Raw genomic sequence first — 21,546 nt, forward strand, 5'->3', positions numbered from 1 at the left:
CCCATCCGCTCCCGTCGCACTTTCCGTCGTGCTGGCTCCGCCATCCCGACAGATAGTGCGACGGGAGCTTTCCTGTGGGGGCGGGCGTAGCCTGTGGGCGTGGACGGGTTCGCAGCGGTCGACTTCGGGTTCGCCCGCGAGGTCCTGCAGCGGGGCATCGCGGCGCTGTACCTCGTCGCGTTCGTCTCGACCCTCAACCAGTTCCGCCCCCTGCTCGGCGAGCACGGGCTGCTGCCCGCTCCGGCACTGCTCGACTGGGTGGCACAGAAGCCGGAGCGACGGAAGCTGCTGCACCCCACGCTCTTCACCCGCGTCCGCTACACCGACCGCCGTCTCGTCGCGTTGTCCGGCGCCGGGATCGCGGTCGCGGCCCTGCTCGTGGCGGGGGTGCCGCAGCTCGGGCCGCCGTGGGTGCCGATGCTGGCCTTCCTCGCCCTCTGGCTCGGCTACATGTCGGTCGTCAGCATCGGGCAGACGTTCTACTCCTTCGGGTGGGAGATGCTGCTGCTGGAGGCCGGATTCCTCGCGGCGTTCCTCGGCTCGAACGATCAGCCGCCGCCGACGGTCGTGATCGTGCTGTTCTGGTGGCTGCTGTTCCGGCTGGAGTTCGGCGCCGGGATGATCAAGATCCGCGGCGGACGCGAGTGGCGCGACCTCACCGCGATGACCTTCCACCACGAGACGCAGCCGATGCCGGGCCCGCTGAGCAGGCAAGCGCACCTGCTGCCGCGGTGGTTCCACAAGCTCGAGGTCGTCGGGAACCACGTCGCGCAGCTCGTCGTGCCGTTCTTCCTCTTCGCGCCGATCCTCTCGCTGTGGATCCCCGATCGCGACGGCTGGGTCCCTGGGCCTGTCGAAGTGGTCGCGTGGGTCGGGGCGGTCGCTGCCGGCATCGTGATCGCGACGCAGCTCTGGCTCGTCCTCACCGGGAACTTCGCCTGGCTGAACGGGGCGACGATCGTGCTCGCGTTCTCCGCGATCGGTCTGCCCGGCATCGGTGCGCCGGCCTCGCCGCCGGAGACCTCGCTGCCGTGGACGGTGTCGGGGATGCCCCTGTGGTGGGTCGTGGTGACCTCGGCGGTCGGGGCGCTGTTCGTCGTGCTGAGCGTGCCCGCGACGCGAAACCTCTTCGCGCGGCGACAGCTCATGAACGCGAGCTTCAACCGCTGGCAGCTCGCCAACGCGTACGGAGCGTTCGGCACGGTGACACGGAGGCGGGTCGAGATCGTCGTGGAGGGGTCCGACGATGAGGAGGGGCTGCAGTGGCGCGAGTACGAGTTCCGCGGGAAGCCCGGCGACGTGCGGCGGATCCCGCGGCAGTTCGCCCCGTATCACCTGCGGCTGGACTGGCTGATGTGGTTCCTGCCGCTCGGGCACTCCCTGGACGACTGGTTCTCGGTGTTCCTCGTGCGGCTGCTGGAGGCGGATGCCCCGACGCTGCGGATGCTGCGCGTCGACCCCTTCCACGGCGAGCGGCCGCGGTGGGTGCGCGCCGTGTCGTACCGTTACCGCTTCGCGACCCGCGCGGAGCACCGTGTCGACGGCGCCGTGTGGGTGCGGACGGGGCGCCGCGTCGTGCTCGGTCCGGTGGGGCTGCGCTGAGGTCGGAGATCCGCACGAGGTCGCACGGAATCCGGGCGAAGCTGCGACCTCAGAGAGAATCTGCGACCTGAAGCGACCCGACGCGACGGAACACGGCCGGGAGGACACGCGCCGAGCGCGGCGAAACGCCCCGGCCGGGGAGAGTCCCCGGTCGGAGCGTTCCGTCTCGCTTGGCGTCGATCAGCTGACCTTCTTCCGGTACGAGATGATCGCGAAGACGTAGGCGACCACGAGGATGCCGACGCACCAGGCGAGAGCGATCCAGATGTCGTTGCCCACGGGCTGCTCCGCGAACAGCGCCTGGATGGTGTTCACGATCGAGGTGACGGGCTGGTTGTCGGCGAACCACTGCACCGGTGCCGGCATGGTGTCGGTCGGCACGAACGCCGAACTGATGAACGGCAGGAAGATCAGCGGGTACGAGAAGGCACTCGCGCCGTCGACGGTCTTGGCGTTCAGGCCCGCGATGATCGCCAGCCATGTGAGTGCCAGGGTGAACAGCATCAGGATGCCGATCACTCCGAGCCAGGCCCAGAAGCTCGCCCCGGTGCGGAAGCCCATGAGGAATCCGACCCCGAAGATGATCGCGAGGGTGATGGCGTTCGCCGTGAGGGACGTGAGCACGTGGGCCCACAGCACGCTCGACCGCGCGATCGGCATGGAGTGGAACCGCTCGAAGATGCCGCTCTGCATGTCGGTGAACAGCCGGAACGCCGTGTAGGCGATGCCCGACGCGATCGCGATGAGCAGGATGCCCGGCAGCAGGTAGTTCACGTAGTTGTCGACGCCGGTGCTCTGCTGGAGGGCACCGCCGAAGACGTACACGAACAGGAGCATCAGCGCGATCGGGGTGACCGCCGTGGTGATGATCGTGTCGGGGCTGCGGAAGATGTGCCGCATGGAGCGGCCGGTGAGTGTCGCCGTGTCGGCGGCGAAGTGCGTGGTCATGCTGCATCTCCTTTCTGTACCTGGGTCCCTGACCCTGCCTGGGTCCCTGAGCCTGTCGAAGGGTGGGTCCCTGAGCCTGTCGAAGGGCCGATGAGGGTGAGGAAGATCTCCTCGAGGGTGGGCTGCTTCTCGACGTACTCGACCTTCGCGGCCGGAAGCAGGCGCTTGAGTCCGGCGAGGGTATCGTTCGCGATGATGCGGCCCTCATGGAGGATCGCGATGCGGTCCGCCAGCTGCTCCGCCTCGTCGAGGTACTGCGTGGTGAGCAGCACGGTCGTGCCGCTGTGCGCGAGCTGCTTGACCACGTCCCACACCTCGATGCGGGCTTCGGGGTCGAGGCCCGTTGTCGGCTCGTCGAGGTAGATGACCTCGGGGTCGCCGACCAGGCTCATGGCGATGTCGAGCCGGCGACGCATGCCGCCGGAGTAGGTGCCGACCTTGCGCCCGCCCGCATCCGTCAGACGGAACGTGGCCAGGAGCTCGTCGGCGACCTTCCCCGCGTCGGGCAGATGCCGCAGCTTCGCGACCAGCACCAGGTTCTCGCGTCCGGTGAGGATCTCGTCGACGGCGGCGAACTGCCCGGTGAGGCTGATGCGCTCGCGCACTCCGAGGGGGTTCGCGGCGACGTCGATCCCCTGCACGGCGGCCGTGCCCGCGTCGGACTTCAGCAGGGTGGAGAGGATGCGGACCATGGTGGTCTTGCCGGCGCCGTTCGAGCCGAGGAGGGCGAAGATGCTGCCCTTCTCGACCTCGAAGTCGACGCCACGCAGCACGTGCAGATCCTTATACGACTTCTCGATGCCGTGCACCGAGATGGCGGTGTTCGTCATGATTCCTCCTTCTTCTTCGCGTCGTCGAACGCCTTGATGAGGCGGGCGCGCTCCTTGTCGATCCACTGGCGACCGCCGTACGCCGCGGCGTAGTTCTCGGCGAACTCGACCGGGTCGTCGCCGACGATGGCGCTCACCGGGGTGCCGTCGAGTGCGGCGCGCTCCCAGATGTCGGCGATGTCGAGGAACATCTTCACGATGGTGTCGCCGTCGGTGACGCCGCCGTAGTACATGTTGTAGCGCTGCTGGGCCTTCGCCATCTCGCGGTACGGCTCGGGGAGGGCGTTGATGCGGGCCTGAGCCTGCTTGTACTGCTTCTTCTCTTCGAGTGATCCGGTGATCGCTTCGATCCACTTCGCGGCCATGTCAGTTCTCCTTGTTCGTGGTGTCGGTGTTCGTGGTGTGCAGTCGTTCGATGTGCGTGCGGAGGAAGCTCCAGGTGGTCCAGAACTCCTCCAGCTCCTGGCGGCCCTGCGCGTTCAGGGTGTAGACCTTGCGGGGCGGGCCCTTCTCGCTCGGCACCTTCTCGACGTCGACGAGCTTCTTATGCTCGATCCTGACCAGCAGGGCGTAGACGGTGCCCTCGGCGGTGTCGGTGAAGCCGTGCTCCCGCAGCCGTGTGGTGATCTCGTATCCGTAGGCCGGCTGCTCGGCGAGGAGGGCCAGCACGATGCCCTCCAGGGTGCCCTTGAGCATCTCGGTCATCTGCTTGCCCATCGTCCCCTCCTCTCGTTGTCTGTGTCTGTCGTTCGGTACTCAGTGTTGCTGGGTACCGGTACAAAGTAACACTGAGTACCGGTACTTAGCAACACCGAATACTGAGTTTCTTCCTCCTCCTTCGTCCGCCGAGACCCCGGGTACGCGGCGAGACCCCCGGGTAGCGACGCAAAGACCCCGGGGTCTCGACGACACCCCGGGGTCTCAGCGGAGAGGGGGTCAGTCGCGGAGGTAGGCGAGGACGGCGAGGACGCGACGGTGGCCGCTGTCGCTGGAGGCGAGGCCGAGCTTGGCGAAGATGTTGCCGATGTGCTTGCTCACGGCGGTCTCCGTCACGAACAGGCGCTCGGCGATCGTGGTGTTGTCGAGTCCTTCGGCCATGAGGCCGAGCACCTCCCGCTCGCGCGGAGTGAGGGTCTGCACGGGGTCGTCGGCGCGACGGCGGCTCATGAGCTGCGAGATGACCTCGGGATCCATGACCGTGCCGCCGGCGGCCACGCGGCGCAGAGCATCGACGAACGCGGCGACCTTGCCCACGCGCTCCTTCAGCAGGTAGCCGAGGCCGTTCGCCCCGGCCGCGAGGAGCTCCCCGGCGTAGCGATCCTCCACGTACGCCGAGAGCACGAGCACCGGAAAGCCGGGGCGCCGGGCGCGCGCTTCGGCCGCGGCCTTGAGTCCCTCGCTGGTGAAGGTCGGCGGCATCCGCACGTCGACCACCGCCGCATCGGCCTCGTCGAGGAGGGCGAGGAAGCCCTCGGCGTCGGGCACGGCGCCGATCACGTCGAAGCCCTCGCTGCGCAGCAGCAGAGCCAGCCCCTCCCGCAGCAGGGTGTCGTCCTCCGCGATCACGATCCGCATGGCAGCTCCGTCCGCAGGATGGTCGGTCCCCCGGCGGGGCTCGTCAGCTCCATGGTGCCCTCGAACGCCTCGATCCGGCGCCGGATCCCCGCGAGACCTCCGCCCGGACGCTCGACCGCGCCGCCGACCCCGTCGTCCTCCACCGCGATGAGCAGCAGTTCGCCCTCCCGCTCGACCCGGACCGTCGCGGTCGTCGCCTCGCTGTACTTGTTCACGTTGGTCAGGGCCTCCGCGACCACGAAGTAACTGGCCGACTCGACCGCCGCCGGCACTCGGCCGATGGCCGTGGCTTCGAGCGTGCACGGGACGACGCTGCGCCCGGCGAGGGAAGCAAGCGCGCCCTCGAGCCCGAGTTCGTCGAGGATCGGCGGATAGATGTCGTGCACCGTGCGTCGGAGTCCCGCGAGCGCGTCGGAGGCGGCGTCCTGCGCTCGCCGCAGGGGTTCGAGCACGTCACCCCCGGTCTCCTGGGCGCGCTCCGCGATCCCCAGCATCATCACGACGTTCACCAGCCGGTTCTGCGCGCCGTCGTGCAGATCGCGTTCGATGCGGCGCAGCTCGGCGGCGTGCGCGTCGAGGGCGGCCGCCCGGCTGAGGGTCAGCGCGTCGACCCGGGCGGCGAGGCGGGACTTCTGCGGCGTCGCGAGCAGCTTGGCGCAGACGAACGCCACGAGGCGCGCGACGGCCGGCACGAGGAACACCGCCGCGACCGCGTACGCGAGGGCGACGAGCGGCATGGTCCACGCCAGTTCCCACGAGGTGACCGGATACGGCGATCCCACCGGGTCATCGGCCGGTGCGAACTGCCAGTACCAGGTGACGGCGAGGGAGTTGATCGCCGCGAGCGGCAGGGCCAGGGTCAGCAGCGCCGCCCACATCACGGGGAAGGCATGCACTGTGAGCCACAGTGCGTCACGGCCGGTCGGACGGGAGAACGCGAAGCGGAGTCGTTCGTCGATCGTGGCTCCGCGGGGCAGCCTGCGCGACAGCGGAGGCAGGTCGTCCCCGCGCCGGCGTCCGATCCGCCGTCGAGCTCGATCGCTCCAGGCATGCAGGACCTGCACGACCTGGGGGAGCAGCAGCACTCCGCCCGTGATGAGCATGAGCGGCAGAAGGACGAGGATCACGCAGAACAGCGCGAGCGAGACGACGGAGGCGCCGAGTTCGATCCCGAGGAACCGCGCATCGCGCAGCCACCCGCGCATCCATCCGTCCGTCACTCTCCAAGTCTGCCGGAGCGGCGAGCACCGCGCGGTATAGCCAGCTCCACCATCGATGCGGGACCGGGCGGGATGGGGGCGGCTGCGCGGTGTTCCTAACGTCGAAGCATGACCTCCCTCTCCTCCACGCCGCTCGTCGAAGCGGCCCCCGCCGAGGCGCTGCGCCTCAGCGGCCTCGTCAAGACCTACGGTTCCGGCAGCACCAGGGTGACCGCGCTCCGTGGCATCGACCTCGCCATCGCCCGCGGCTCGTTCACGGCGATCATGGGGCCGTCCGGCTCGGGCAAGAGCACGCTGCTGCACAGCGCCGCAGGGCTCGACCGCCCGACCAGCGGGGCCGTGCACCTCGGCGGCACCGAGATCTCCGCGCTCAAGCCCCGACAGCTCACGGCCTTCCGCCGCGACCATGTCGGCTTCGTGTTCCAGGCGTACAACCTGCTGCCCGCCCTGACCGTGGAGGACAACATCACCCTCCCGCTGCGTCTCGGTCGGCAGCCCCTCGACCACCGCTGGCTCGAGACTCTGCTCGAGGCGGTGGGGCTGAACGACCACCGGCACCGCCGCCCCGCCGAACTCTCCGGCGGACAGCAGCAGCGCGTCGCCATCGCCCGAGCCCTCATCACGCGGCCGCACGTCGTGTTCGGCGACGAGCCCACCGGAGCCCTGGACTCCCGCACCGGGAAGCAGGTGCTCGACCTCCTCGCCCACACGGCGAAGGAGCTGCACCAGACCGTGGTGGTCGTCACGCATGACCCGGTGGTGGCCTCGCACGCCGACCGGGTGATCTTCCTCGCCGACGGGGCGTTCGCCGGACATCTCGACGGCGGCACACCGCAGCAGATCACCGATCGCATGAGCACTCTGGGGGAGTGGTGATGTCGGCCGCGGCCCTCGGGCTCGGACGGATCGTCCGCGCCGACCTCCGTCATCATCGCCGCAGTCTGGCCGGGGTCTTCGTCGCCATCTTCGTCGCGAGTGCGCTCGTCACCGGGCTCGGGGTGCTCGTCGAGTCGGGCATCCGCGGCGGTCTCGCCCCGGAGCGCTACACCGCCGCCGACCTCGTCGTGGGCGCGGCGCAGCAGGTCGACGTGCCGGAGGACCTGCCCGTTCCGCTGCGCGAGCGCGCGCTCGTCCCCGCCGACGCTGCGCGCGAGATCGCCGCGCTGCCCGGGGTGGAGGCCGTCGTGGCCGACGTCACGGTCCCGCTCGCCGTACCCGGCGGAGCGACGGCGGATGCGGTCGTCGAGGCTCATCCCTGGCCTGCCACGGCGCTCACCGGGTTCACGCTGGCGGAAGGGCGTGAGCCCGCCGCAGCCGACGAGATCGCCGTCACGGTCGGCTCGGCCCACAGCGTGGGTGAGGCCGTCACCCTCGCCCACGGTGGCTCGCCGGCGACGTACCGCGTGGTCGGGGTGGTGGCCGCGCCCGTGGCCCCCGACCGCAGCATCCCGGTGTTCCTCACCGAGGATCGCATCGCCGACCTCGACCCCCGCGGCGGCATCCCGCACGCGCTCGGCGTCTTCGTCGACGGCGACCCGGAGCAGGCGGCGACCGCGATCCGCGAGTCCTTCCCCGCACTGGTGGCGCGCACCGGGGACGCCCGCGGCGACGTGGAGTTCCTCGATTCCGGAGCTGCCCGCACCCTGCTCATCGCGATCGGCAGCGCCTTCGTCGGCACCTGCATCCTCGTGGCCCTGTTCATCGTCTCCGGCACGCTCTCCCTGTCGGTGCAGTCGCGCCGCCGTGAGTACGCGCTGCTGCGTGCGGTCGGCGCCACGCCCCAGCAGGTGCACGCGCTGATCGCTCGAGAGGTGCCTCGCCGTCGCGGCGCTCGCCGCGATCCTGGGCCTCGCACCCGGATACCTGCTCCCCTCCGTCCTGCAGTCGGCCTTCGTGGCGGGCGGCGTGATCCCGGGCGACTTCGCGCTGGCCGTCAGCCCCCTTCCCGCGGCCGGTGCTCTGCTGCTGGTGCTCGGGGCCGCGTGGGGTGCGGCACGGATCGCCGCGCGACGCCCTGCTCGCCTCGACCCCATCGAGGCGCTGCGGGAGTCGTCGACGGGACCGGGACCGATCGGTCTGCCCCGCGTCATCACCGGCATCGTCTTCGCCGCAGCCGGGCTCTCCGTGTCGACGGTGCCGCTGGTGGTGCGGGGTGACGCGGCAGTCGGTGCTTCGGCCGGTGCCGCTCTGATGCTCATCGTGGCGCTCGCACTGCTCGGACCCTGGCTCGTCTCCCTGTGTGTCCGGGCGGTCGGTCCCGCGTTGCGTCGACTGTCCGCCGCGGGGTTCCTCGCCGCCGCGAACACCGCCGTCGGCAGCCGTCGTCTGGCGGCGGCCATCCTTCCGATCGCGCTCGGCATCGGCCTCGGTCTCGTGCAGATCGGCGGTCCGGCCATCGTCTCCGCTGAGGCCGCAGACCAAGCCAGGGCGGGCGTCACGGCGCAGCTGCGGGTCTCCGGACCCAGCGGACTCTCGCCGGACGTGGTCGAGGGAATCCGGGACGTCTCGGGTGTCGACGCCGCCTCCGGCGTGGTCGTGAGCGCTGCGGTGCTCGATTCCCGAGACATCGAGGGCAAGACCGTGCGCGCGGAATACGCGCTGCAGGGCATCGATCCCGGCACCGTCGACGGGCTGCTCGATCTGAAGGTCCGGGACGGGGCGCTGGGCGCCCTCGACGGCGATGCCACGGTCGCCGTCTCCACGGATGCCGCGCAGAGCCTCGGGATCAGGATGGGCGACACGGTCACCGGCGTGTTCGGCGACGGCGCCGCGCTCGATGCCACCGTGGTCGCCGTCTACGAGCGCGGCCTCGGCTTCGGCGCGCTCACCATGGACGAGGCGCAGGTCCGCGCCCACACCACGTCCGGACTCGATTCGTTCGCGCTCGTGTCGACCGAACCGGACGCCGCCGCGACCGTGGCCGCCCTGGAGGCGCAGGGACTCGTCGTCACGCCCGCCTCCGGCCAGAAGGCGGCCGGGGCCGATGCGGTGTCGCAGCAGGGCTGGGTGAACCTCGTCGCCCTGCTGGTGATCCTCGGGTACATCGCGATCGCGGTCGTGAACACTCTCGTGATGGCGACAGGGGAACGGTCACGGGAGTTCGCCCTGCTGCAGCTGATCGGCGCCTCGCGCGGGCAGGTGCGCGCCACGATGCGCACCGAGGCGATCCTCATCGCGGCGATCTCGATGGTGTTCGGCGTGCTGGTCGCGATCCCTCCCCTCATGGGCATGAGCTACGGCATCTCCGGGCAGCCGATCCCCGCGATGCCCGTGCTGGGCTCGCTCGCGATCATCGGCGGGATGGGCGCGCTGGCCCTGATCGCGCTCCGGCTCGCGACCGGTGCCGCCCTGCGCCGCCGCCCGATCGAGGAGATCGGCTCCCGCGAATAGTTCCCGCGGACCGGGCGGCGGGGTGAAAAGGCGGGGTGAATTCTCCCGGTTCGACCGGGACGCTCGGGCTCGGACCGGCAGGCTGACGGAGGCCCGGACCGAGTCCACCCTGCCCGAGGGGTGCTCGTCGGTCGCCTGAGGGGGCGGGGCTTCCGTGTGCGCGTGTGCGCACCGGGACGCGATGAATGGGGAGAGCAGTCATGGGATTCCGTGTTGCCCGCAAGCACCAGATGCAGGAAACGGCTCCGCTCGAGCGGCGCGACCGCTGGCGGAAGCGAGCGAGGAAGGTGGTCGGCGGCGCGGTCAGCACGGCGCTCGTCGCCTCGTCGATGATCGTCATCGGCGGCACGCTGACCGCTGCTCCGGCCGCCGCGGCCGACCCGTTCCTCTGCACGCCGGGAGCCGTCTACGTGCAGAGCGCCACCGAGGTGCGCGAGTTCGCCGTGAACGTGCAGGGCGGAGCGGAGGGCGACGGAGGCAGTCTCAGCTCCATCAACCTCGGCGCCGACCACTCCAACAACGCGCTCGGTGTGTCGTCCAGCGGGCGCTACGCCTACACGGTGACGAACGCCGCCGGTACGAAGACCCTCGCCAAGCACGACCGCGTGACCGACGTCACGTCGCGCACGACGTTCTCGCTGAACTCGTCCGTGCTGCGTGGCGCCGTGCATCCCGTCACGGGCGTGTACTACTTCGCCAGCGGCACGACGAGCGGCGCGATCAACCTCTACGCCTGGAACGAGAACGTCACGCCGCGGACCTACGTGCAGGTGGGAGCACTCCGCCCGACGACCGGGAGCAGCGCGTTCGGCGCCAACGGCGACATGGCGTTCAGCGCCTCGGGACAGCTCGTGCTGGTCGCCGACAACATCATCTACTCCGCCGACCTCCCCACCGCGCTCGAGCCGAGCACGGCGACGATCGACGCCAAGCAGGTGCACGACATGGGTGCGGGCGTGCAGGGGAACGGCATCGCGTTCGGAAACCTGGGCCACATCTTCGTCTCCGTCTCCGGCGGGGGCAACCGCATCATCGAGGTGGACCTCCCGCGCGGTCAGACGGTCAACACGACCTCTCTGGGAAACTTCGCGCCCACCGACATGGCCAGCTGCACGTTCCCGAACACGCTGACGCTGAAGAAGGACCTCCCGGAGGGCCGCCACGCCGCGACCGACCAGTTCGCGCTGCGTGTGCAGTCGCCGTCCGGCTACCAGGTCGCGCAGACCGACGCGACCACGCGTGGCGAGCGTCCAGGCGTGCAGCCCGACTACGCGGGACCGGTCTTCACGAACCAGGGCGACACCTTCCGGCTCTCCGAGACGGCCACCGGCACGAGCGATCCCACCCGCTATGACGAGTCGCTCCTCTGCGTGCAGGTGAACCCGGATGGATCGACCACTCCGGTGACCGTCACCGCGGACGGTCAGGTGACCCAGCCCTCCGGCCCGCTCGGCACCGACGTGACCTGCACGTTCACGAACGTCCGGCTCGCGCCGGACCTCGCGCTGCGCAAGACGCCGTACCCCGCGAACGGCACCGCCGTGCAGGCCGGTCAGCGCCTCACGTACACGGTGCAGGCCGAGAACACCGGAAACATGCGCCTCGACCCCGTCACGGTGTCGGACGACCTGTCCGGTGTCCTCGGGTTCGCCGAGTATCAGGGCGACGTGGCCACCGCGATCGACGGCGACCCGGTGTCGTCCGGCGCCGCCACCGTCACGGGCGACGACCTCGCGTGGACCGGCGCCCTCGAGCCCGGGCAGGTGCTCACGATCACGTACTCCGTCGTCGTGGATGCCGATGTCGAGGGCGAGCGCATCGCCAACCGCGTCACCGCCTCGGGCACCCCGCCCGGGCTCGACCCGATCGTCCCGCCGGCCGTCACGACCGAGCACCCTGTCGCCGGCTTCGAGGTCGCGAAGACCTCCGTCCCCGCCGCAGGCAGCGTCGTGGAGCCCGGCCAGACCATCGAATACACGGTCACCGGCCGCAACACCGGCGCGACCGTCCTGAACCCGGCCTCGATCACCGACGATCTCTCCGGGGTGCTCGCGCACGCCGCATACGACGATGACATCCTCACGACGATCGAAGGCACCACCCTCGCCACGGGCGGCGCCACCGTGAACGGCGACGACCTCGCCTGGACAGGCACCCTCCAGCCCGGCCAGACCGTGACCATCACGTACTCCGTCACGGTGGGCGACGACGCCTCGGGGGAGATCCTGCGCAACAGCGTCTCCGGATCCGGCACGCCGACCACCCCGAACCCGGGGGACCCGACCGGACCGCAGGTCCCGGGCGAGCCGATCATCCCGCCGACGGTCACCACCGAGCACCCCGTGATCGGCTCCGGCTTCACGATCTCGAAGTCGGCCGACCCCGCCTCCGGCACCGCCGTGTCCGCGGGCGACACGATCACCTACACGATCACCGGCACCAACACGGGTGACACCGACCTCGACCCGGCCGAGATCGTCGACGACCTGTCCGGCGTGCTCGACTCCGCGGCGTACAACGACGACGTCACGGCCGACCGCGGCACGGTTCGGGTCTCCGGAAGCACGCTGACCTGGACCGGCGGCATCCCCCGCGGCGAGTCCGTCACCATCCGCTACACGGTGACGGTGGACGCGGGTATCGAGAAGGCCCTGCTGCACAACGTCGTCACCGGAACGGCGACTCCGCAGATCCCGGTCGATCCGTCCGACCCCTCCGGTGCGAAGACGCCGGGGACGCCCATCGTCCCGCCGCCTGCGGAGACGGCGCACCCCGTCGTCGACACCGGCTTCGAAGTGAGCAAGACGGCCGACCCGGCCTCCGGCACCGCCGTCCGCGCGGGCGACACCCTGACCTACACGGTCTCGGGCCTCAACACCGGCAACACCGTGCTCGATCCGGCGACGATCGTCGATGACCTGTCGGCTGTGCTCGCGAACGCCGAGTACGGCGGCGACGTCGAGGCCTCCACCGGTTCCGTCGTGCTCTCCGGCACCACGCTCACCTGGACCGGCACCCTGGCCCCGGGCGATCGCGTCGACATCACCTACACCGTGACGGTGCACGAGGACGCGACCGGCGTGCTGCTGCGCAACACGGCGACGGGCGAGGCCACGCCGCTCATCCCGGCGGATCCGACCGACCCGGACAGCCCGACCACGCCCGGCACTCCGGTGACGCCGCCGCCCGCGACGACGGAGCACCCCGTCGCGACCCCCGGGTTCACCGTCACCAAGACGGCCGACCCCACCACGGGTACCCGCGTCGACCCCGGCAGCGTGATCGCGTACACCGTGACCGGCCGCAACACGGGCGACACCGTCCTCGACCCGGTGGCGATCCGCGACGACCTGCGCGCGGCACTGGCCCACGCGTCCTACAACGACGATGTGTCCGCGACCCGTGGCGATGTCCGGGTGGCTGACGGCTCCCTCTCGTGGAGCGGCGCGCTGCAGCCCGGCCAGGACGTCGTGATCACCTACTCGGTCACCGTCGACGCCACCGCCGGCGGCGAGACCATCGCGAACACGGCGACCGGAGAGGCGACCCCGCTGATCCCCGCCGACCCGAGCGACCCCGAGAGTCCCACGACTCCGGGTACGCCGATCACGCCGCCGCCGTCGAGCACGGAGCACCCCGTGAACGAGCCCGGCTTCACGTTCGCCAAGTCGGTCGACCCGGCTGCGGGCACCGCCGTGGACCCCGGTGACGTGCTCACGTACACGCTGACGGCCGCCAACACGGGCCAGACGGTGCTCGACCCGGTGACGATCACCGACGACCTGTCCGGCGTGCTGCCGTCCGCGACCTTCAACGCGGACGCGGTGGCGAGCATCGCGGGCGTCTCCGCCGGCGCTGCGACCCTGGACGGCGCGGAGCTGTCGTGGACGGGAGCCCTCGCGGTCGGCCAGACCGTGACCGTCACCTACTCCGTGACCGTGACCGCGGAGGGTGTCGGCACCGTGATCGAGAACGCGGCGACCGCCACGGCCACGCCGCCCGGAGGATCGACCATCACGCCGCCGCCCGGCACCACCATCAACCCCGTCAACGAACCAGGGTTCTCCGTCTCGAAGAGCGCCGATCCGGTCGCGGGCACGGCGGTCGATCCCGGCAGCGTCCTCACCTACACGGTGACCGGCGTGAACACGGGCGAGACGGTGCTCGACCCCGTCACCATCGCCGACGACCTCTCCGGCGTCCTGGCGCACGCGGACTACAACGACGACGCGACCGCGACGATCGGCGGCACGGCGACGACCGCGCCGACGGTGGCCGAGGACCGGCTGTCGTGGACGGGTGCGCTGCAGGTCGGCGAGACCGTCACGATCACGTACTCCGTGACCGTGGGGGCGGATGCGGGTGGCACCGTCCTCGAGAACTCGGCCTCCGGCTCGGCGACTCCGCCGGGGGGAGTGCCTCCGATCGAGACGCCGCCCGCGACGACGGAGCACCCCGTGAACGAGCCCGGCTTCGAGCTGCGCAAGTCCGCGGATCCCGCCTCCGGCACCCGCGTCGACCCGGGCAGCGTCCTCACCTACGCCGTGACCGGCATCAACACGGGCGAGACGGCACTGGCTCCGGTCCGCATCGTCGACGACCTCTCGGGTGTGCTCGCGCACGCCGCCTACAACGGCGACGTCACGGCGACCGTGAGCGACGGCACCGCCGCAGCGCCCGCCGTCGATGGGGACGAGCTCACCTGGACCGGTGACCTCGCGGTCGGCCAGCGCGTCACGATCACCTACTCGGTGACCGTGCGCGGCGACGCCGGCGGTGCGATCATCGCGAACACCGTCGAGGGGACGGCGACGCCTCCGGGTGGCGCCGAGCTCACCCCGCCGCCGGTGACGACGGACCACCCCGTCGGCACCCCGGGCTTCACGTTCGCCAAGACCTCCGATCCGGCGTCCGGCAACGCCGTCGCGACGGGCAGCGTCGTGACCTACACCCTCACCGGGACCAACACCGGCGAGACGGGCCTGGACGAGGTCGTCGTCACGGATGACTTGGCCGGAGTGCTGCGGCACGCCGACCTCCGAGGCCCGGCGACCGCCACGGTGGGTGACCGTGCGGTGGCCGCGCCGACGATCGACGGCACGACGCTGCGCTGGACCGGCAGCCTCGCCGAAGGGGACCGCGTCGTGATCACGTACTCCGTGACCGTGCACGCCGACGCCGCGGGTGCGACCTTGCGGAATGTGGCCGCGGCCTCGGCCACACCTCCCGGCGGCGACCCGATCACCCCGCCGGCCGGTGTGACGGACAACCCCGTGCTGACGCCGCTCGCCCTGACGGGCGGACAGCTCGCGCCGTGGCTGCTTGGGCTGTCTCTGGCCCTGCTCCTCACCGGCGCCGCGCTCCTGCTGCTGCGCCGCCGCCGGACGCAGAGCTGATCCGCCGAGCGCACGGCCTGCCGCCGGGTGCACGGTCTGCCCACGCCGGCAAGCCGTGCACTCGGCGCGAAGCCGTGCACTCGGCCGCGCGAGCGGGGAGGGAGCGGGGGTCAGGAGGGGAGGAGGCCGTGGCGGGCGGCCTGCTCCAGGGCTTCCGTGCGGTTCGCGGCATCGAGTTTGCGATAGATGCTGCGGAGCTGGGTCTTCAGCGTGTTCGGTGACACGCTGAGGTCGGCCGCGATCTCGGGCAGGGGCGCTCCGGTGGTGAGGGCGCGGAGGACGACCTGCTCGCGCGATGACAGGCGCGGCCGTGCGGCGAACGACGGCAGGGCGGAGCGCGTCGGCAGCGGCGAGCCGTGGACGGGCGCGAGGTCGGCGCGCACGGCGGCGAAGTCCTCCGCGCTGAGCAGCGCCAGGGGGGTGCGGAGTTCGCGGTCGGAGAGCTGGGCCGCCAGGGCATCGGTCGCCCGTTGCGCCGCCGCTGCGGAGACGCGGTGCAGCGCGGCACTCTGCACGGCCGTCGCCTCGGCGCGTTCGCGGGAGGTCGACGGCTCGAGCCGTGTCTGCGAGAGCAGCCGGACGGCCTCGGGAGCACGGCCGTCCAGGAGAGCGACCCGCGCACGTTCCAGGAGGGTTCCGAACCGATCGGCGCCGGAGTCCCGCTGCTTCGTGCCCCTGGCGGCCTTCACGTCGCCGAGCGCGAGGTGGAGCAGGATCCGGGGACGGCTGAGCGCGTGACGTGCGTGCGCGGAGCCCGCCTCCCGCCCGCGCATCCGGGCGAACGACTCGAGGCGCTCGAGTCCTCCCGCCGCGTCTCCGTCGTGCAGGGCGATCCACGCCTCCACGGTCGCCATCGTCGTCCAGTGCTCGATCGTGGCCCGGTGCGGCAGGAACACGCGGGCGTGCTGCTTCGCGGAGGCGATGTCGCCGTCCTCGACCGCGAGCATGGCCTCCGCGACCCGGTAGAAGGTGCCCCGGTAGCCGTCGAGCAGGGCGGGGTCCCAGTCTCCCTCGCGGATGAGCGCGGCGTAGTGTCGAGCCTCGGGCAGATCCCCGTTGAGGGCGTGGATGCCGCTGAGCAGGCAGATGGCGTGGAAGCCGTTGCGGCTCCCCTGTGCGGCGGCGAGCGACGCCGCCTGTTCGAACAGCTGCACCGCCTGATCGCGACGACCGCTGTAGTAGAGCGAGATGCCCAGGTGCGTGCACAGCAGCGGCATCTCCCGCGCGTACTGCTGCCAGGCGGTCTCCGGCGTCTCGGTGAACACGGCCAGCGCGCGCGATGCGACCTGCCCGGCCCGGTCCGGCATGCCGATCACTCTGAGTGCGGCGCTCTCAGCCGTCCAGATGAAGAGCCGCTCGGTCGGGGAGAGCCCGCTGCGGCGCGCGTTGGCGGCGGACACCGCCATGCGCAGCAGCTGCAGTCCGCGCAGGCGACGAAGCCGGTTCGCGTTCAGGCAGATCCCGAGCAGCATCGCCACCAGCGGCTCCTGCTTGAGCCGTGCGAGGGGCAGGTCGCCGAGGAGGCGGACGACCTCCCGCCCGTCGTGGTCGAGGAGGTGGCTCCACCCCGACATGATCACGTGGCCGGCGAGGTGGAGGTCGTCTTCCTCCATCGCGAGTCGAAGTCCCTCGAACGGCGCCCCTCGGCGGAGAGCTCCGTCGATCGCGATCCGCCGCAGCCGCCGGACCTCGGCCGGGAGCCGTCGGACCAGCTCGCGGCGCAGCAGCGTTCGTGCGGGCGGCGCGATCGTGAAGGTCCGGTGCGGGCCGGACGACCACCGTCCGAATCCGAACGCCTCCGCCTCGTCGAGGGCGCCGACGATCCCGGCGTCTTCGGTCAGCGCCTGGGCCAGCGGGAGATCCACGGTGTCCGTGATGCTGATTCGGATCAGACCCTCCAGAACCCCCGCCCCGAACGTGCCCTCGGCCATCCGGCTGCGGAGGTAGTCGTCGACCGTGGCGGCGGCGACTTCGGCGAGAGCGGTCTCCGTCGAGGTCTTGCCGCGCAGGGCGACGGCCCGGATCACGGCGGCGAAGCCTCCGGTCGCTTCGAGGACCGCGGTGGCGCCGTCCTCGTCCGTGTCGAGAGCTCGGCCGATCTCCTCGGTGTCGAAGGCGAGGTCCGCCGGCGAGAGGCGGGTGGTGTCGATGACGAGATCGAGGCCGTCGCTGTCCCAGGCGCCTGGACGGTTCGATGCGACGATCAGGCGCGCCAGCGGGGCGGCCGCCACGACTCGACAGAGGTCGAAGACGCCGTCCCGATCCAGAGTCGCGGCGTCGTCGAGCACGAGGGCGATCGGCTCGTCGGCGTCGCACAGGAGCTCGCCGATGGCGTGCCAGTCGACGGCCGCTGTGTCGTGCGGCGAGGCCGGGGAGAGCGCGCCGTGCAGGCATCGTCCCAGGCTCCGGGCGAGGGCGTCGCTCGTAGACGACGACGGCGTCACCGTCAGCCAGATGACGCGGGTGGCTGTCGTCGACGCCCAGCCCACGAGGGCGGTGGTCTTGCCCGACCCGGACGCTCCGCGCAGCAGAGTCAGCGGCATGTCCGTCTCGAGCATGCGGTTCAGTCGCGGCCGCACGATCACGGTCGCCGACACGCGCGGAATCCGCGCCTCCCGTGGAGCGCGAGAAGCCCCCATCGTCCCTCCCCAGGTCCGTTCCCCGCCTCCTACGATATTCCGAAATTGTGGAGTGCGGCGGCGCGGAGACCCGGCGCCCCCTGCACCTCTAGGCTCGAGAGGTGAATGTGCGGCAGGGGCGGACGACGCGGCGGGTGTCGACCAGTGCCCTGCTCGTGACCGCCTCGCTCGGCGCGATCCAGGCGCTCGTGTTCATGGCGGTGGTGCCGATCACGACGGTCCTCGCCGTCTCCTCGCCTCCGGCGTATGCGCTCGTCGCTGCCGTGCACACCGCCCTTCCGCTGCTCGCCCGTGTCGTGACCCGCACCCCGGGCATGGCCACGTTCGCCGCCTTCGTCACGGGCGTGCTCACGGTCGCGATCTCCCCGATCGGCCCGCTCGGGATCGTGCCTCTGGTTCTCGGCGCGGCGGTCCTCGACCTCGCCCTGCCGCTTCGACGCGACGCCCGCACATCCCCCGGTCGCATCCTGGCGGCGGCAGCTCTGACCGGCGTCGTCTTGTTCTTCGTCGCCCTCCCGGTCTTCTCCCCGGAGCACCTCGTGCCGGGAGTGCTCATCGCGACGCTGGCCGCGCGCGTCGCCGGAGAACTCGCCGTCGCGGGTCTGGTCATCGCGGTCCGGCGCCTGCTGTCCCGGGCCGGCGTCGCGCGCTGAGCTGATACCCATACCCCCAGCGGGTAGCATGACCCGCATGAGGCACGCGACGACACTGCGGGGAGCGTTGTCGGTCGTCTGCCTCGCACTCGGCATCGTCGTGGGCCTGCTGGGGATGCATGCCTTCAACACGCACGGATCCGCCGATCCGCACACCGTCGTCACCCACGCGGCCGCGGCGCCGGCCTCCCCCGCGCTGCATCACACGATGGAGACGAACGCGGAAGTGGCGGTGCCGTCCGATGTCGGGCACGGTGCCGCCGCCCTGTGCGTCCTCGCCCTTCTCGGCGGTCTGCTTCTGCTGCTGCGACGGCCATCCCTCGTGCTCGCCCATGGCCCGGGGCGCGTGCATCCCCTCCCCGCCTTCGGCCGCCCCCCACGTCCTCGCCCGCCCTCTCTCCATGCGCTCTGCATCAGTCGCACCTGAGCGCTGCCCGTCTGCGCCACGGGTGCCCGCGACCGCGGTCGCCCTCCCCTGACTGAGAAGAGAGAGAAACGAACACCAGGATCACGGCTGCGGCCGCCCTCGTCCTCGCCGGAACGCTCGCGCTCGCGGGTTGCGCCTCCGCGGAACCAGCGGGACCCGCCGACCATTCCGGCATGGCCCACTCCGCGTCCGACGCTCCCGCGGGGGACGCGAACGAAGCCGACGTCATGTTCGCGTCGATGATGATCGTGCACCACGAGCAGGCCGTCGAGATGTCGGACATCGTGCTCGCGAAGGACGACGTGGACCCGCGGGTCACCGACCTCGCCGAGCGGATCACCGCGGCGCAGGGCCCAGAGATCGAGCAGCTTCAGGGCTGGCTCGACGACTGGGGCGCAGACGCTGGCGACGCCGGCGAGATGGATCACGGTGACGGCATGATGAGCGACGATGACCTCGCCGCGCTCGAGGAGGCGGCGGGGCCGGAAGCGTCGATGCTGTTCCTGGAGCAGATGATCATGCACCACGAGGGTGCGGTCGAGATGGCCGAAGCGCAGATCACGGACGGCGAGAATGCCGATGCCGTGGCACTCGCGCAGGACATCGTCGACACCCAGACGGCGGAGATCAGCGAGATGAAGGACATCCTCGCCACGCTCTGAACGGCACCCGCCCCCGCGTCGCGCAACGCGGCGCGGGGGCGGGCGCGCGTCAGAGCGTGAGCAGCACCTTGGTGGCGCGTCGTTCGTCCATGGCGCGGTAGCCCTCGGCGGCGTCCGCCAGCGGCAGCGTCAGGTCGAAGACGGCGCCGGGGTCGATCCGATCCGTCATGATGAGGTCGATCAGCGCGGGAAGGTACTCGCGCACCGGGGCCGGCCCGCCGTGCAGGTGCACGCCGGAGAAGAACAGCTCCTGACCGGGGAGCTCGACGTCGTGGGAGACCCCCACGTATCCGACGTGCCCGCCGGCGCGGGTGGAGCGGATCGCCTGCATCATCGACTCCTGCGTGCCGACGGCTTCGATGGTCGAGTGCGCGCCCAGTCCGTCGGTGAGGTCCTTGATCGCCTGGACGCCGGCGTCTCCGCGCTCCTCGACGACGTCGGTGGCGCCGAATCGCCGGGCGAGCTCCTGTCGATCGGCGTGACGAGACATCGCGATGATGCGCTCGGCGCCGAGCTGCTTCGCGGCGAGCACTCCGAGCAGTCCGACGGCACCGTCTCCCACCACGGCGACGGTCCTGCCCGGTCCGGCGGCGGCGGCGACGGCGGCGAACCACCCGGTCCCCAGCACGTCGGATGCCGCCAGCAGACCGCGCAGCTGCGCCGGCGTCGGGTCGCCGGGCACCGCGACGAGCGTGCCGTCGGCCAGCGGGACGCGCAGCAGCTCGGCCTGCGTTCCGAGCGCGCCCATCGGGACGCGATGGACGCAGTGCGACTGGTAGCCGGCGCGGCAGATCTCACAGGTGTTGTCGGAGGCGAAGAACGATCCGACGACGAGGTCTCCGACGGCGACGTTCCGGACATCGGCGCCGATCTGCTCCACGACGCCGACGTACTCGTGGCCCATGGGGGTCGGACGGTCGATCGGGTCGCTCCCGCGGTACGGCCAGAGGTCGGATCCGCAGATGCAGGCGACGGACACCCGGATGACGGCGTCGGTGGGCTGCTCGATGACGGGATCGGGGCGCTCTTCGACACGGACGTCGCGAGGCGCGTGCATGACGACTCCACGCATGGTGGTGTTCCTTTCGTTCGTTGTCCTCCAGTACACGCTCCCGAACGCGTTCGGGGGAGTCCCTGCGGAGGGGTGTACCCGCAGGGCACCCCACACGGGGGTGGTGCTGCCTACCCTGGAACGATGGACGATCGAGCCGAGGTCCGCGAGTTCCTCATGTCGCGGCGCGCCCGCCTCACCCCTGCCCAGGCGGGCATTCCCGCCGGGGCGAACCGCCGTGTCCCCGGGCTGCGTCGTGCCGAGGTCGCGGTGCTCGCCGGGGTCAGCGTGGAGTACTACGCCAAGCTCGAGCGCGGGGCGATCGGGGGCGCCTCCGCGTCGGTGCTCGATGCCGTCGCCGATGCCCTCCAGCTGGACGACACGGAGCGCGCGCATCTGTTCGACCTGGCGCGGGCGGTCGACGGCATCCCGACATCGGGGCGGCTGCGACGACGCCGGACCGTGGGGAACCCGGCGACGCGACCCAGCCTGCACTGGGCGCTGGACGCCTTCACCGACGGGATCGCCGTGGTGCGCAACACCCGCGCCGACCTGGTCGCGGCGAACGCCCTCGGCCGCGCCTTCTACGCGGACATGTACGGCGAGGGCGGCCGCACCCCCAACTTCGCGCGCTTCCAGTTCCTCGATCCGGCCTCCCGCGACTTCTACCCGGACTGGGACCGTTTCGCGGAGATGTGCGTCGCGATCATGCGCGCCGAGGCGGGGCGCGACCCTCACGACCGAGAACTGCAGGAGCTCGTGGGCGAGCTGTCCACGCGCAGCGACGTGTTCCGTCGGCTGTGGGGCTCCCACGACGTGCGCACGCACGGTGCGGGCACCAAGCGCTTCCACCACCGGGTGGTCGGCGATCTGACCCTGGCCTACGAGGAGTTCGCGATCACCGCGGAGCCGGGGCACGTGCTGCTCGTCTACACCGCCGAGCCCGGTTCGCCCTCGGCCGAGCGTCTGCGTCTGCTCTCCTCGTGGGCGGCCGATCGGCAGTCGCCCGAGCACGCTGGTCCTGCCGAAGGCTGATCTCCTTCCCGTCGCTGTGCGTGCGATTCGCAAGCTTCCACCCGAGGCCAAGCGCCGCATCGAGGACGAGGTCCTGACGGTCGTCGTCGTCCACGCAGGGCATCGTCGTGAGGTCTAT

At 71.2% G+C, this 21,546-nt stretch carries 17 protein-coding genes; 9 read left to right on the forward strand and 8 right to left on the reverse strand.

What is annotated here, in order from left to right; all coding sequences use genetic code 11:
• Positions 1–99 precede the first annotated feature (99 nt).
• Positions 100–1,602, forward strand: coding sequence for a lipase maturation factor family protein (locus CSX12_RS00785; RefSeq protein ID WP_124894508.1), 1,503 nt, complete (start codon positions 100–102; stop codon positions 1,600–1,602).
• Between the two features lie 180 nt (positions 1,603–1,782).
• On the opposite strand, the gene CSX12_RS00790 is transcribed toward CSX12_RS00785, so the two are convergent.
• From CSX12_RS00790 to CSX12_RS00815, 6 genes are all read right to left on the reverse strand, one after another.
• A complete protein-coding gene (locus tag CSX12_RS00790; protein WP_124894509.1) occupies positions 1,783–2,550 on the reverse strand; it encodes an ABC transporter permease in 768 nt (255 codons plus the stop codon).
• Complete coding sequence (locus CSX12_RS00795) at positions 2,547–3,380, reverse strand: ATP-binding cassette domain-containing protein (RefSeq protein WP_124894510.1); 834 nt, start codon at positions 3,378–3,380, stop codon at positions 2,547–2,549. The genes CSX12_RS00790 and CSX12_RS00795 overlap by 4 nt, the downstream gene beginning before the upstream one ends.
• Positions 3,377–3,745 (reverse strand): DUF1048 domain-containing protein, encoded by a 369-nt coding sequence (locus CSX12_RS00800; RefSeq protein ID WP_017203035.1) that lies wholly within the window; start codon positions 3,743–3,745, stop codon positions 3,377–3,379. The genes CSX12_RS00795 and CSX12_RS00800 overlap by 4 nt, the downstream gene beginning before the upstream one ends.
• Before the next feature lies 1 nt (position 3,746).
• Positions 3,747–4,097: a PadR family transcriptional regulator gene (locus CSX12_RS00805; protein ID WP_124894511.1), complete on the reverse strand. Its 351-nt coding sequence runs from the start codon at positions 4,095–4,097 to the stop codon at positions 3,747–3,749.
• Between the two features lie 219 nt (positions 4,098–4,316).
• Entirely contained in the window at positions 4,317–4,955 is a 639-nt protein-coding gene (locus CSX12_RS00810) for a response regulator transcription factor (RefSeq protein WP_124894512.1), read from the reverse strand.
• Complete coding sequence (locus tag CSX12_RS00815) at positions 4,943–6,175, reverse strand: sensor domain-containing protein (RefSeq protein WP_241160525.1); 1,233 nt, start codon at positions 6,173–6,175, stop codon at positions 4,943–4,945. The genes CSX12_RS00810 and CSX12_RS00815 overlap by 13 nt, the downstream gene beginning before the upstream one ends.
• A gap of 108 nt (positions 6,176–6,283) precedes the next feature.
• Between CSX12_RS00815 and CSX12_RS00820 the strand changes: the two genes are divergently transcribed.
• The 4 genes from CSX12_RS00820 to CSX12_RS00835 all read left to right on the forward strand — a co-directional run bounded on the left by CSX12_RS00820 (position 6,284) and on the right by CSX12_RS00835 (position 14,961).
• A complete protein-coding gene (locus tag CSX12_RS00820) occupies positions 6,284–7,051 on the forward strand; it encodes an ABC transporter ATP-binding protein (RefSeq protein WP_124894513.1) in 768 nt (255 codons plus the stop codon).
• Complete coding sequence (locus CSX12_RS18625; protein ID WP_124894514.1) at positions 7,051–8,331, forward strand: FtsX-like permease family protein; 1,281 nt, start codon at positions 7,051–7,053, stop codon at positions 8,329–8,331. Before CSX12_RS00820 ends, CSX12_RS18625 begins: the two co-directional genes overlap by 1 nt.
• 673 nt (positions 8,332–9,004) lie before the next feature.
• The gene (locus CSX12_RS18885; protein WP_346773350.1) at positions 9,005–9,565 is read left to right on the forward strand and encodes an FtsX-like permease family protein; all 561 of its coding nucleotides are present in this window, start codon (positions 9,005–9,007) and stop codon (positions 9,563–9,565) included.
• A gap of 200 nt (positions 9,566–9,765) precedes the next feature.
• Positions 9,766–14,961: an isopeptide-forming domain-containing fimbrial protein gene (locus CSX12_RS00835; protein WP_124894516.1), complete on the forward strand. Its 5,196-nt coding sequence runs from the start codon at positions 9,766–9,768 to the stop codon at positions 14,959–14,961.
• 110 nt (positions 14,962–15,071) lie between these two features.
• Here CSX12_RS00835 and CSX12_RS00840 read toward each other — a convergent pair whose 3' ends face one another.
• Positions 15,072–17,558 (reverse strand): LuxR C-terminal-related transcriptional regulator, encoded by a 2,487-nt coding sequence (locus tag CSX12_RS00840; protein ID WP_124894517.1) that lies wholly within the window; start codon positions 17,556–17,558, stop codon positions 15,072–15,074.
• Positions 17,559–17,701: 143 nt separating this feature from the next.
• Here CSX12_RS00840 and CSX12_RS00845 point away from each other — a divergent pair, with 143 nt between their 5' ends.
• The 3 genes from CSX12_RS00845 (at position 17,702) to CSX12_RS00855 (ending at position 19,342) form a co-directional block, all read left to right on the forward strand.
• On the forward strand, positions 17,702–18,253 hold the full coding sequence (locus CSX12_RS00845; protein ID WP_040568583.1) for an ECF transporter S component: 552 nt from the start codon (positions 17,702–17,704) through the stop codon (positions 18,251–18,253).
• 37 nt (positions 18,254–18,290) lie between these two features.
• A complete protein-coding gene (locus tag CSX12_RS00850; RefSeq protein WP_124894518.1) occupies positions 18,291–18,680 on the forward strand; it encodes a DUF6153 family protein in 390 nt (129 codons plus the stop codon).
• Positions 18,681–18,853: 173 nt separating this feature from the next.
• Positions 18,854–19,342: a DUF305 domain-containing protein gene (locus tag CSX12_RS00855; protein WP_241160526.1), complete on the forward strand. Its 489-nt coding sequence runs from the start codon at positions 18,854–18,856 to the stop codon at positions 19,340–19,342.
• Positions 19,343–19,391: 49 nt separating this feature from the next.
• Here the strand turns inward: CSX12_RS00855 and CSX12_RS00860 are convergent, their stop codons facing one another.
• Positions 19,392–20,414, reverse strand: a complete 1,023-nt coding sequence (locus CSX12_RS00860) for a zinc-dependent alcohol dehydrogenase family protein (RefSeq protein ID WP_017203021.1) — start codon at positions 20,412–20,414, stop codon at positions 19,392–19,394.
• A gap of 123 nt (positions 20,415–20,537) precedes the next feature.
• Between CSX12_RS00860 and CSX12_RS00865 the strand changes: the two genes are divergently transcribed.
• Positions 20,538–21,428, forward strand: coding sequence for a helix-turn-helix transcriptional regulator (locus CSX12_RS00865; protein WP_206427115.1), 891 nt, complete (start codon positions 20,538–20,540; stop codon positions 21,426–21,428).
• Positions 21,429–21,546: the final 118 nt, after the last annotated feature.

Origin of the sequence: Microbacterium sp. Y-01 (genome assembly GCF_003856715.1) — a bacterium.
Classification (GTDB): Bacteria; Actinomycetota; Actinomycetes; order Actinomycetales; family Microbacteriaceae; genus Microbacterium; species Microbacterium algeriense.